The 12087-nt window shown below is 69.2% G+C and carries 10 protein-coding genes and 1 pseudogene; 7 read left to right on the forward strand and 4 right to left on the reverse strand.

The annotated features are described in order from the left end of the window. Positions 1-141: 141 nt before the first annotated feature. Positions 142-861 (reverse strand): leucine-rich repeat domain-containing protein, encoded by a 720-nt coding sequence (locus FHS42_RS22940; RefSeq protein ID WP_312866998.1) that lies wholly within the window; start codon positions 859-861, stop codon positions 142-144. Between the two features lie 212 nt (positions 862-1073). On the opposite strand from FHS42_RS22940, the gene FHS42_RS22945 reads away from it, so the two are divergent. The 4 genes and pseudogenes from FHS42_RS22945 to FHS42_RS22960 all read left to right on the forward strand — a co-directional run bounded on the left by FHS42_RS22945 (position 1074) and on the right by FHS42_RS22960 (position 6075). Then, on the forward strand, positions 1074-1631 hold the full coding sequence (locus FHS42_RS22945) for a GNAT family N-acetyltransferase (protein WP_184574915.1): 558 nt from the start codon (positions 1074-1076) through the stop codon (positions 1629-1631). A gap of 99 nt (positions 1632-1730) precedes the next feature. Continuing rightward, positions 1731-2700 (forward strand): annotated as a pseudogene (locus FHS42_RS22950) (SDR family NAD(P)-dependent oxidoreductase). A 422-nt stretch (positions 2701-3122) separates the two neighbouring features. Continuing rightward, the gene (locus tag FHS42_RS22955; RefSeq protein ID WP_184574917.1) at positions 3123-5210 is read left to right on the forward strand and encodes a SpoIIE family protein phosphatase; all 2088 of its coding nucleotides are present in this window, start codon (positions 3123-3125) and stop codon (positions 5208-5210) included. A 235-nt stretch (positions 5211-5445) separates the two neighbouring features. Next, positions 5446-6075, forward strand: a complete 630-nt coding sequence (locus tag FHS42_RS22960; protein WP_184574919.1) for a GNAT family N-acetyltransferase — start codon at positions 5446-5448, stop codon at positions 6073-6075. 100 nt (positions 6076-6175) lie between these two features. Here the strand turns inward: FHS42_RS22960 and FHS42_RS22965 are convergent, their stop codons facing one another. Beyond that, positions 6176-7027 (reverse strand): aminoglycoside 6-adenylyltransferase, encoded by an 852-nt coding sequence (locus tag FHS42_RS22965; RefSeq protein WP_312866999.1) that lies wholly within the window; start codon positions 7025-7027, stop codon positions 6176-6178. 132 nt (positions 7028-7159) lie between these two features. Here FHS42_RS22965 and FHS42_RS22970 point away from each other — a divergent pair, with 132 nt between their 5' ends. Continuing rightward, positions 7160-9190 carry an ATP-binding protein gene (locus FHS42_RS22970; RefSeq protein WP_184574921.1) on the forward strand — a complete coding sequence of 677 codons (2031 nt, stop codon included), beginning with the start codon at positions 7160-7162 and terminating at the stop codon, positions 9188-9190. Between the two features lie 93 nt (positions 9191-9283). Here the strand turns inward: FHS42_RS22970 and FHS42_RS22975 are convergent, their stop codons facing one another. Both FHS42_RS22975 and FHS42_RS22980 read right to left on the reverse strand, forming a co-directional pair. Beyond that, complete coding sequence (locus FHS42_RS22975) at positions 9284-10468, reverse strand: zinc-dependent alcohol dehydrogenase (protein WP_184574923.1); 1185 nt, start codon at positions 10466-10468, stop codon at positions 9284-9286. Positions 10469-10582: 114 nt separating this feature from the next. After that, positions 10583-11263: an HAD family hydrolase gene (locus FHS42_RS22980; RefSeq protein ID WP_184574925.1), complete on the reverse strand. Its 681-nt coding sequence runs from the start codon at positions 11261-11263 to the stop codon at positions 10583-10585. A 141-nt stretch (positions 11264-11404) separates the two neighbouring features. On the opposite strand from FHS42_RS22980, the gene FHS42_RS22985 reads away from it, so the two are divergent. Beyond that, entirely contained in the window at positions 11405-11650 is a 246-nt protein-coding gene (locus FHS42_RS22985) for a hypothetical protein (RefSeq protein WP_184574927.1), read from the forward strand. 148 nt (positions 11651-11798) lie between these two features. After that, complete coding sequence (locus FHS42_RS22990; RefSeq protein WP_221476823.1) at positions 11799-12044, forward strand: hypothetical protein; 246 nt, start codon at positions 11799-11801, stop codon at positions 12042-12044. Positions 12045-12087: the final 43 nt, after the last annotated feature.

Consider the following 12087-nt stretch of genomic DNA (forward strand, 5'->3'; position numbering starts at 1 on the left):
AGAAGCACTACTCCGATCAGGCAGCGGCCAAAAGAGCCAACCTGAAAACCCGTCACCTCTCTGACCAGCTGATCAGCACCTCCCGAGCAACGGGGGAACCTCAGGTCAACGGTGCGCCGGGCCGCGCCGCCCGTACACCGGCTACAGCAGGACGAAGCAACCGCGGCGCTCCAGGTCGGCCAGCAGGCGCGGCGCGGGCTCGATAATGTTCCAGCGCAGGTCGAGCCGCTCCAGCGCGGGCAGCTCGGCGAGCCAGTCCGGCAGCTGCCGGACTCGGTTGCTGCGTAGGTCGAGTTGGCGCAGCAGGGGCAGCCCAGCCAACGCAGGAGGCACCTCTTCCATGGCGTTCTCGCGGAGGTCCAACTCGCGCAACCCGGCCAGCGCGGCGAACCCGTCCGGGAGGGCGCCGAGCTGGTTCCCCCGCAGCCACAGACCGCGGAGCCGGCGCAGCTGACCGATGGAGTCGGGCAACACGGACAACTGGTTGCGCTGAGCCCGCAGTTCGACGAGTCCAGCCATGCCGCCGATGGTGTCCGGCAGCGTGCTGAGTTCGTTGCCGCCGATGTTGAGGTAGCGCAGAGCGGTCAGGTGCCCGAGGGTGGCGGGAAGCTCCGTCAGCCGGTTGTTGTGCAGGTACAGGAAGCCGGTCAGCGCGGGCAGGTCGCCGAGTTCGCCGGGGATCGCGGTGAGCTCGTTGTGGCCGAGGTCCAGGGTATGTAGACGATGCAGCCGGCCGACGTGGGGCGAGAGTTCAGTGAGGCCGTTGTCCGCGAGGATCAGCGACCGAAGCTCGGTGCGCTCCCAGACGGATTCCGGCACCGTGCCAATGCCGCGTCGCCACCAGTTCAGCACCTCGTGCACGATTCCCACTCCCCCACTGCGCCGCTTCCTGAGCGACCCGGCCCGCCCGCCACCCTGCTCCGCGCTCTGCCACTGCGGTCACTGCGGTCACTGCGGTCACTGCGGTCACTGCGACCATTGTCGCGGACGGCGCCGGGCAGTCCCATACCGCCCCGCCACCCCCGAAGTCGTTGTTGATAATGGTTTTCATGAGCCATGTAGGGTGTCGTGCCATGAATGACTACACCCCCCAACGCAAGGGCCCGTACGAGCTGCGCCCAGCTCGGCCCGAGGACATCGAAGGTGCTCGGCGGGTCATGCTGGACACCTTCTACCGCGACTTCGGCTATGGCTACGTCCCCGCCTGGCATGCGGACGCCATCGACATCGAGGGCACCTACCTCAACGACCCACGGCACCTCCTCCTCGTCGCCGCGCTGGACGACGAGGTGGTGGGAACCACCGGGCTGCTCTCTCGGGGCCCGGCCCACCCGCCCCACCCGCGCTGGCTCGCCGAGCGGTACCGCCCGGGCTCGACCGCACAACTGGTCCGCGTGTACGTCGCGGAGGGGCACCGACGGCACGGACTGGCGCGGGCGATGGTCCATCAAGCCTGCTCCTTTGCTGCCGCGACAGACGGCTACGACTGCGTCTACCTGCACACGAACGTCAACGTCCCCGGTGCACAAGGCTTCTGGGACAGCATCGCCAAGGAGGTCTGCGACGCCAGGACAACCGGCGAACACGGCCCGGGCTTCGGCACGGTGCACTACGAGATTCCGCTCGGTTGATGAGGCCGCGGGGACCGCGGTCGAGGCCGTTTCGGTGCCAGGCCACGGTCCCTGCGCCACCTTGTCCTAGAGCGCCCTCCAGTGCGTAGCGTGCAGCGCATGACGACGACTCCTCAACACCCGATCGGATCGAAGTTCGGCGCCCGAAGCACCGCAAGTGACGTCCTGGACGGCATCGACCTGACCGGCGCCCACGCCGTGGTCACCGGCGGCTACTCCGGGCTCGGGCTGGAGACGACGCGCGCGCTCGCCGACGCCGGCGCCCGGGTGATCGTCCCTGCGCGGCGGCGGGCCACCGCCGAGAAGGCTCTCGCCGGCATCGATGGCATCGAGATCGATGAGCTCGACCTCGCTGACCTGGACAGCGTGCGGGCGTTCGCCGAGCGCTCGCTGGCTTCGGGCCGCGCCATCGACCTCCTCATCAACAACGCCGCGATCATGGCCTGTCCGCAAACGCGGATCGGCCCAGGCTGGGAGGCGCAGTTTGCGGTGAACCACCTGGGGCACTTCGCCCTGGTCAATCGGTTGTGGCCCGCGCTTGCCCGCGGTGGGGCCCGCGTGGTGTCCGTATCGTCCCTGGGTCACCACGCATCGGGCATCCGCTGGGACGACATGTGGTTCGACCATGGTTACGACAAGTGGCAGGCATACGGCCAAGCGAAAACGGCCAATGCACTGTTCGCTAGTGCACCTCGACGCGGTGGGCCGGGATGCGGGCGTACGGGCGTTTTCGCTGCACCCGGGCGCCATTCTTACTCCGCTCCAGCGCCATCTGCACCGGCAGGAGATGCTCGATATGGGCTGGATCGACGAGGCGAGCACTGCCGCCGAGGTGTTCAAGACTCCCGAACAGGGCGCGGCGACCCAGGTGTGGGCGGCGACGTCTCCCCAACTCGCCGGCCTGGGCGGCGTCTACTGCGAAGACTGCGATGTCGCCGAATTGTGCACGGATGACGGACCGCAGGTTGGTGGCGTACGCGCACACGCGACCGACCCACGACAGGCGGCCCGGCTGTGGGCGCTGTCGGCGGAACTGACGGGCGTGGACGCGTTCGCGGCTTCGGCGTAACGGCAGCGCGTAGCAGGACATCGGGACGGCAGCGAGCGCACGGCAGGATGGGCCGCCACTTTGGTCGCCGGCCGGCCTCGCGGACCCGCCGGCTGTCGCACCGTCTCAGGCGTGACGGCACCGGTGCAGCCACACCCATGCCGGGGATGGGGGCAGCCCTACTGCTGTGGTGAGCGACGGAGCAGGCCATGGCCACAACGCGGGCCACCGGTGGGGTGGCTCACTGGCGATGGGCGCGCCTGGTCAGGCGATCGCCCCACTCGCTCATCGGGGTCGTACGGCCCAGGACCAACCGGCCACCGTTCAGGGGCCCGCGGGCCCCTGAACCGTGCCATATCGGGCCGCACGCGATCCCCAGAGCACCACCGACGAGCCGCACACCCTCCGTGACGAGCGCACCAACCATGGCGCATGATATTGATATGTCGCCTTTGCCGCAAAACAAGGGGAAAATCGCATCCAGTGGTCTGCCGCTGGAAGTGTTTGACGCGGCGCCCGTAGGGGTGGGGGTCTATCGGACCGAACGTCTGGTTCTGGCGTACACCAACGACGCATACCACCGGATCTTCGGCGACCGACCGCTTGGCATGCCCATCCGCGAGCTATTCGCCGACCTGCGGGAACAGCGTGACCTGGACCTGCTGGAGCATGCCTTCCGTACCGGCGAGGCGACCCAGGCAACGGCCATCCCCTTCACCATGGGCGCCGCTGCCGCAGACGGCATGGACGACGCGGCGCAGCGGTATCTCTCGTTCAGCGCCACCAGGATCGAGCTCGCGGACCGGGAGCCGGGGCTGCTGCTCGTCGTAGTGGAGGAGACCGATCGGGTCAATGCCGTGGAGCGGACCCGGGTGCTGGCCGAGGAGCGGCGTCGGGCCCTGCGGCGCTACGAGAGCCTGATCGCGGCGCTCACCCAGCAGGTGTGGGTGAGCGACCAGCACGGGCAGGTCTTCGAGCACAGCGCATCCTGGGAGCGGACGACCGGGCAGCCTCGGGATGCCATCCGCGGCGATGGCTGGCTTGATGCGGCCCATCCAGACGACCGCGGCGGGCTGGCGCGCGCTTGGTTCCGTGCAGCCTCAGAGGCGCCGGACCTGTTCCAGTACACGTACCGGCTGCGGCAGGCCGACGGCAGTTACCGCCACTGCGAGTTGCACGCCGTTCCGGTGCGAGAGAACGGCCAGGTTCTTGAGTGGGTGGGCGCCTGCACCGATATCGAGGAACGCTGGCTACTGGAGCGGCGCGGCGAGCTGATCCGGCGGGCGGCCCGCGCGGTGGCCGAGTCGCCCACCGCCCCCGAGGCGTTCGCCGTCCTGAGCACGGTGTTGGTGCCAGCGCTTGCCGACGAGTGCGGGATCTACCTGCTCAGCGAGTTCTTTGCCCCGGAAAGTACGGTCGAACCCGCCCCGTTGTCCGTTGAGCGGGTCGCGGCGACCGCGCGCCCTGGCCTCCCTTCGGGGCTGCCGCCGCGCAGGGAGGAGCTCATCGGCGCGCAGCACGCAATCACCCGGGCGGTTCGAGGCCGACAGCCGCTGCACGAGACGTTCCCGCCCGGGGCCGTGCCCTCGGATTTCGCCCCGCCGGGCACCATGCCTTGGCTGACGCGTACTGGCGCGCACAGCGGCGCGCTGCTGCCGATCCTGGTGGACGGCGAGGTGGCGGCCGTTGTCGCGGCGTTCGTGTGCGGCGACCGCGACCCCATCTCACAGGCGGACCGCAACCTGATGCGGGAGCTGATCGAGCAGGCGCACGCGCCACTCAGTCGGGCCATGCAGCTCCAGCGCACCCAGCAGGTCGCCAGGGCGCTGCAACACAGCCTGCTCACGCCGCCCCCCGAGGTACCGGACATCGCCATCACGGCCCGCTACCTGGCCAGCCCCGCGGCGGCCGAGGTGGGCGGCGACTGGTACGACTCGTTCGTGCTGCGTGACGGCGTCACTGTGTTGATCATCGGTGATGTGGCGGGGCACGATCTGGAAGCCGCCGTCACCATGGGTCGTACGCGCAACATGCTGCGGGCGCTGGCCGTGGACCGAGAGGAGCCGCCCGGTGACATCTTGCGCCGGCTCGACGTCAACACGCTGGTCCTCAGCCCGCAGGAGTCCACCACGACCTGCGTCCTGGCCCGCGTCGAAGGCCCGCCGGGTGGGCCCTGGCAGTTGAACTACTCTGTCGCGGGCCACCCCCCGCCACTGTTGGTGACCTGGGATGGCGAGGCGTACTTCCTCGATGACGCGCAGGACATTTTGCTCGGTGGACTCATGCCGGACGAGCCGCGCAACAGCAGCGTGCACCCGCTGCCCCGGGGCTGCACGCTGTTGCTGTACACCGACGGCCTGGTCGAGCGCCCGGATGAGGACCTCGACCAGGGGCTTGAGCGGCTGCGCCGCCATGCGGCCACGCTCGCCCGCGAACCGGTCGATGCGTTCTGCGATGTGCTGCTGGCTCACCCCGCCCAAACCGGCCGCGACGACATCGCGATGCTTGCGCTACGGCTGCCAGCGCCATGAGATCCGGCGCCGAGCGCACGGTGTGCCAGTTCCGGACGCGCCCGCGGCAGCACTCCGGTCATTTGATAAGGTCCGGCGCGTACGCGAGACATGACGGCCCGACGCCCGAGCGGTGACGGCCGCGGCGACCAGGGAGGTTGATGAATATGGCCCGGCCAACAGCGTCATCGACCTGCCCTTTTCCGGACCGCCGAGGTAAGTGAGCGGCCCGGTCATCAACGACCAGGAGTGTCGCGTGTCTTCTCTTTCTTCTGCCGACGCGGGTTCTACCGATACGGATACGGCCCGTACAGGTCCGGCCCGTACAAATTCGGCCGGTACAGATTCGGCCGGTACGGATTCAGCCGGTTCCGCTAGCAGTGGGGAATCGACCGGTACGGAACTCAGCACCGACCGGCTCGTCTTGCGGCAATGGCCCCTTGATGAGCTCACCGCTGTCATCGATGAGGTGCGGCTCGCGCACTGGGCGGAGGACTTCCCCGCCGAGGGCGACCAGGTCATCGCCGGCTTCCTCACCGAAAACCCCGCTGGGTTGAGCCCCTATGGCCAGCGTCAGATCATCGAGCGGGAGACCGGTCTGGTCGTCGGCGCGATCGGCCTGTTCTGGCCACCCAGCGAGGGATGCGTCGAGTTTGGGTACGGCGTCGTCCCCTCTCGACGCAGTCGCGGTTACGCCTCCGAAGCCGCCCGAGCCATCGTGGAGTTCGCCCTGACCGCGCCGGAGGTGCACACGGTGCAAGCCGACGTGGAGTTGTCGAACCCGGCTTCGGTGCGTGTCCTGGCCAAGGCGGGGCTGCGGCGCGTGGGCGGCAACTCCGTGACAGCCCGCTTCGTCGCCACGGCGGCTGATCTCACCCAGGCGTAGTCACGCGGGCCCGGCAGCGGCACACCAACCGCCGTCGCCGGGCCCGGCGCTGCCCCCGGGCCCGGCGCTGCCTCCAGGCGCGGTGGTGGGCCGGGGCAGCTCAGTCGTGCAGTGCCGGAAGTTGGTTGAGATACGGGCGGATGGCGCGTTCTGCCGCTTCGGGGTACGAGAATCCGTAAGTGCGGGCCACCTCGCGGGAGAGTTCAGCGAACAGGTCAGCCGTCGCCTGTGCGGCGCGCAGGCATCCGTCAGGCGCGAAGTCGGCGAAGACGCCGCCCGCGCGCTTCCATACGCCGGGGGCGGCCCACTCACGCATTCGAGTGCCCCCGTGCCATACGTCGTGCTGTGGTCCGAAGTGGCTTTGGGCGTGCCACTCGATCATCGTTTGGAGCAGTTCCTTGGTGGTCCAGTCGCGGGCCTTGACGATCCACAGTTCACCGCGCGCCAGATAGCGAGGCAGGTGCGCGATCTCGTGCCAGAACTCCGCGCACACCTGCTGGAACTCTTCCTCGTCCGGCAGTTCAGCCTCCGGGGCAGCCCCGGTCGGCGCTGGCAAGGCGGCGGCCAGCCCCTCGCGGTCAAGCAGGATCTGATAGCCGCGCTCGTGCAGTTCGTCGAGCCCGTCATCGGCCAGCTCGCGCAACCGAACCACCGGCACCACCTGGAAGTCTGCCTTCAGCCCGCCCTCGAAGAACACCAGCCAGGCCGGATTCTCCCAGGGCCCCTCCAGGCCGACGCACACCCACACGGCCCCCAACTCCCGTATCCAGTCGCCGTTCTCCTCGTAGCGTGCTGGCTCGGTGGTGTACAGCTCGATGTCGTGGTCGGAGAGGGCATCGACCGTTCCGTCCTGGCGCCCGCGCGATCCGGTACGCAAAATCGCCTTGATGTCCGATCTGCCACCCGCCCAGGTCAGCAGTTGTGCGGCAAATGGGTCGTTCTTTGTGTCCACGTGAAGGATGCTAGAGGGGCTCAGGCCACGGGGCACACCGATTATGGCGCAGTCCGCCGGGTTTATCGCACCGTCCACAAAGCCTGTCGTTGTGGTTGCCGTACGGGGCACAGCTTGGGTCAGAATATGCGCGTGGTGGGGCACATTCCCGAAGAGACGACCAGCTTTGTAGGGCGCGAAGCTGAGCTGGCCAGGCTGGCAGGTGCGCTCAGCGATGACCGGCTGGTGACACTGACCGGCGCCGGCGGCGTGGGCAAGAGCCGACTCGCGCTGCGCGCGGCTGCCCGTGCGGCACCGCGCTACCCGGATGGGGTGTGGTGGGCCGACCTGTCACCGCTGAAGGGCGACCGGCTGCTGCTCGCGACGGTCTCCGACGCGGTGGACCTGTCGGACCATATGCCGGGCATACCGGTGGAGGAGCTGTGTGAGTGGCTTGTCGAAAAACGTCTGCTGCTGGTGCTCGACTCGTGCGAGCACCTGGTGCAGCCGTGTCGGCACCTGCTGGGCGACCTGCTGACGACGGCACCCGGGTTGACCTTGCTCGCTACCAGCAGGCAGCCGCTGGAGCTGCCCGGCGAGCGGGTCATCGAGGTGGGCCCGCTGCGTGCCGACGGTCCGGACGCGCTCGACCTGTTCACGCAGCGGGCCAAGGCCGCATCGCCTGGTCTTTCGTTTCCTCGACCTGGTGCGCAGACGGTGTCGGCCGTCGCCCTGTGCCAACGACTTGAGGGCATTCCGCTGGCACTGGAGTTGGCCGCCGCGCAGTTGGGGCTCCATACGTTCGAAGAACTTCTCCACAGGTTGGGGTCCCGCTTCGATGTGCTGGAGCACCCCGAGCGGGTGTGGCCACAGCGGCACCAGACGCTACGAACCGCTATCGGTTGGAGCCACGGGCTGTGTACGCCGGCCGAGCGTCTGCTGTGGGCACGGCTGGCCGTCTTCCGCGGCGCCTTCGACACGGCCTCGGTTCGCGCAGTGTGCGTGGACGGTCAACTCCCGGCCCACGCAGTGCAGCCGGCGCTCGACGGACTGCTCGTGAAGTCGGTGCTGGGACGGAGTGGTGACGGCTACCACATGCTCGACACCGTGCGCGAGTACGGCCGGGAGTGGCTGCGCGCGACGGGTGAGGAGGCCGAGCTGGCCGACCGGCACGCCGAGCACTTCCTGAGCTTGACACGCCAGGCTGACGCGGGGTGGCTGAGCACCGACCAGGTCAGGTGGTACGGCCGGATCTCCCGCGCGCGCGAGGATCTGTGTGCCGCACTGGAGCATCTGCTGGCGGCCCGACCGCTGCGGGCGTTGGAACTAGCGGGCCTGGTCGGCTACTTCTGGAGCTGCTGTGGGCATCTGACCGATGCCCGCAGCTTTTTGGAACGTGCCCTGGCCCTGTGCCCGGAACCCGGCCCGGAGCGAACTCGCGGGCTGTGGGCGCTGGGCGTGGCCCTGACGCTCCAGGGCGAGTGCACGACCGCACGCGAGTTGAGCGATCAGTGCGCATACGCAGCGCAGGACAGCAGCGATGACGAGTCCCGGCTGGCGGCGGCCTACCTCGCGGGGCTCGTCTCGCTGCTCAGCGGTGAACCGCTGGCTGCGCGGGCGCTCACCGGGAATGCACTGAGCACCATTCCTGGGCAGCCCTTCGACTCCGCCTCCCGACTGCGCTGCCACCTCGCCCACGTCTTCGCGCTCACCGCGCTGGGCCGGCTGTCGGAGGCGCGGACGGAGGCGCTGCGGCTGCGGCGGGGTTGCGCGGAGATCGGTGAGTATTGGACCCGCGCATATGTCGAGCACCAACTCGCCCTGATAGCACTGCTGTCGGACCGACCGCGGGAGGCGGCGGAGCACGCAAGGGCGATGTTGTCGGGCAAGCAGCAGATGGGCGACAGTTTCGGCATCGCCTTGGGCCTTGATCTGCTGGCCGCGGCGATCGCGGCACAGGGTGACGGTGTGGGCGCGGCGCTGGTGTACGGCTTGGGCCAGGCGTATTGGCGCACCGTAGGACACGCGGAGCAGGGCACGCCCGAGGTGCGTGCGGTGCGCGATGAGTTCGAGCGTGCGGCGCGGGCCGCCGCCGGAGACCTGGCTTATGAGGCCGCGTTCGAGCGCGGCGCCAATGCGGACACGCAGGCAGCGCTCGCGGCCACGCTCGCAGCGGGCGGCTGACTGAAGGTGCGGCTGCGCGCGGCGCTGGGGTACAGCGGGATGGGGTGGGTGTAGCGGGGGCGGAGTACAGGAGGTGGGGTGCAGCGGGGCGGGTCAGATGGTCAGCAGCGTCTTGACCATGCCGTCCTGCTTGGCCTGGAACGTTCGGTAGGCGTCCGGGGCCTGCTCCAGTGGCAGCCGGTGCGTGGCGAAGTCGTCTACGCCCAGTACGTCGCCCTCATCGAGCAGCGGCAGGATGTCATCGACCCAACGCCTGACGTTGGCCTGTCCCATGCGGAGTTGGATCTGCTTGTCGAACAGGGTCAGCATGGGCACCGGGTCGATGGCACCCCCGTAGACGCCGCTGAGGGAGATCGTGCCGCCACGGCGCACCACATCGACGGCCGTGTTGAAGGCCGCCATGCTGTCCATGCCGGCGCGGCCCATCACCTTCTCGCCCAACCCACCGGGCAGCCTGCCCACGAGTTGCTGGGCAGCCTTGGCCCCGGTGGCTCCGTGGGCCTCCATGCCGACAGCTTCGATGACCGCATCGGTGCCCCGGCCATCGGTGAGGCGGCGGATCTCATCGCCGAGGTCCTTGCCGTACTCGGTGAGGTTCAGCGCGTGCACGCCCCGCGCGCGGGCCCTGGCCAGCCGCTCGGGGACCAGGTCGACGCCGATCACCCGGCCCGCACCCTGGTGCAGCGCGATGCGGGCCGCCATGTCACCGATCGGGCCGAGCCCGAGTACGGTGACGCTTCCACCCGGCGGGATATCCGCGTAGGCGACCGCCTGCCAGGCGGTGGGCAGGACGTCGGAGAGGTAGACGAACCGGTCGTCCGGCGGTCCGTGTGGCACCTTGACGGGCAGCGTGTTTCCGAATGGAACGCGCAACAACTCCGCCTGGCCGCCGGGGACTTGCCCGTACAGCTTGGTGTAGCCGAACAGCGCTGCGCCCATGCCGCGCTCGCGTACCTGCGTGGTCTCGCACTGCGAGTGCAGGCCCTGCCCACACATCCAGCAGGTGCCACAGGAAACGTTGAACGGAATGACGACCCGGTCCCCCGGCGCTACGGCGGTGACCTCACTGCCGACTTCCTCCACGATGCCCATGGGCTCGTGCCCGAGGATGTCCCCCGGGTCCAGATAGGGCCCGAGAACTTCGTAGAGGTGCAAATCGGAGCCGCAGATGCCGCTGGAGGTGACGCGTACGACGATGTCGGTCGGCTCGGTAATCCGCGGGTCGGGGACGGTGTCCACCCGCACGTCACGTTTGCCGTGCCAGGTCAGGGCCCTCATGATCACTCCTCAGCGGCAGCGTGCTGGTGCCTCGGCAACATGGTTGCCTTGGCATCGTCGAGTCCCCGCGCAGCCCGCGGGCAAACCTGAGCCCACGTCGTTGGCCGTGGCTGGCTACGCGTCCTGGAATGGGCTGTCGTCCAGGTGGGCGAGGAGATCGCTGGGCCCGTCGTACACGGCGACGGCTCCCGCAGCCTCCAGGGCGGAGCGCGGGATACCGCCGCTCAGCAGACCCACGCATCGCACCCCTGCGGCGGCGCAAGCTTGCATGTCCCAGACCGTGTCGCCCACGAACAGCGACCGATCCGCCGGCGCGCCCGAGCGCCGCACCGCCTCCTGTACGAGGTCCGGGGCGGGTTTGGTGTGTTCTACGTCATCGCCGCTGATGGCATCGGCGATCGCCTCGTCGGCACCGATGGCGTTCCGCATGGCCACCAGTTCATCGCCGCCGGCCGAGCTGGCCACCACCACGCGCCAGCCGCGGTCGGCCATCGCGCGCAGCAGGTCGGCGGCGCCGGGCAGCGGGGCGAGGGTGGGGAAGTAAGCGGCGTACAGCGCGGTGTGTGCGGCGGTGATGCTCTCGTCCTGGGATCGGTCGCGGTCCGCGCCGAGTAGGTGGTCGAGCAGCCGGTCACCGCCCATGCCGATCGAGCGGTGGATGTCTGGCATGGGCACGGTGATACCGGCCTGCCGGAAGGATTCCCACCAGGTGACCGCGTGCAAGTAGTTGGTGTCAACCAGCGTCCCGTCCATGTCGAAGAGCGCCGCCCGCGCCGCCTCGGTGGAAGGCGTCATCGTCTGCTCCTGTCCTCGCTTCGCTGGGCCGTGTCGGGCCAGCCCTCGCGGCGATCGTGCCCTGCGCACGCCGGTCGGTGCTGGATCTCGCACCGTGTCGGTGCGAGGAGTCGCGTTACGGTCTTGGGGTACCCGGGGTTTATGCGTCACACAGAGCAGCAACAGGTATCCGCGGAATCCAGCGAGGCCGAGCAGGCGAACCGGTCCGGCCAAGCAGAGTCGGCGGATGAGAGCGACACGCAGGTCACGCCGGATCTGCCGCCCGTTGTGGAGGTACCCGAGGTGGAGATCGACTCCTCGGGACGGCCGCCGCGGGCCAAGGACGATGCCGAGAAGGTGGGCCAGCGACCGCACGACGAGTCGGCAGTCCCGGAGCACCCCGGCTGAGACGCGAGCCCGTCCACCTGCCGCTCAGTGGCAGGTGGACGGCACGTACTCACGCGCCATGGCGCATACGACTCAGCCATGGCGCGTACAACAACAGTCCGTGGCACGTACAACACAGCCCACCGCGCGTACGACACAGCCCCCGAGCATGACGGACCCCATACGCACCCACGAGGAAGAGGACTCGACGGTGACGGACCACAGGAAGGCCCCTTCGGCCGCGGAGGAACTGGAGCAAGAGGTCGAGAACGCTGAGACGGACGTGACGGAGGAGCGCAACGCCCGACATGACAGCGAGGCCGGGGACACCCTCACGCCAAGTCCGGCCGCTCAGCGCCAGGCCAGCGCGTCCGGCCGTGGCGAGGGCGGCGGCGAGGATCGCCCCGCGCCCTAGCTGCCGCGCGGACCGCGATCGCGCGTTTGCCGCGGCGGGCCGC

Source organism: Streptomyces zagrosensis (assembly GCF_014203645.1).
Classification (GTDB): domain Bacteria; phylum Actinomycetota; class Actinomycetes; order Streptomycetales; family Streptomycetaceae; genus Streptomyces; species Streptomyces zagrosensis.

What these genes read in the sequence shown, in the direction of transcription:
- FHS42_RS22945 (WP_184574915.1), top strand. Translation starts at nt 1,074, where the DNA reads ATGAATGACTACACCCCCCAACGCAAGGGCCCGTACGAGCTGCGCCCA.
- FHS42_RS22990 (WP_221476823.1), top strand. Translation starts at nt 11,799, where the DNA reads ATGACGGACCCCATACGCACCCACGAGGAAGAGGACTCGACGGTGACG.
- FHS42_RS22985 (WP_184574927.1), top strand. Translation starts at nt 11,405, where the DNA reads ATGCGTCACACAGAGCAGCAACAGGTATCCGCGGAATCCAGCGAGGCC.
- FHS42_RS22975 (WP_184574923.1), bottom strand. Translation starts at nt 10,468, where the DNA reads ATGAGGGCCCTGACCTGGCACGGCAAACGTGACGTGCGGGTGGACACC.
- FHS42_RS22955 (WP_184574917.1), top strand. Translation starts at nt 3,123, where the DNA reads ATGTCGCCTTTGCCGCAAAACAAGGGGAAAATCGCATCCAGTGGTCTG.
- FHS42_RS22980 (WP_184574925.1), bottom strand. Translation starts at nt 11,263, where the DNA reads ATGACGCCTTCCACCGAGGCGGCGCGGGCGGCGCTCTTCGACATGGAC.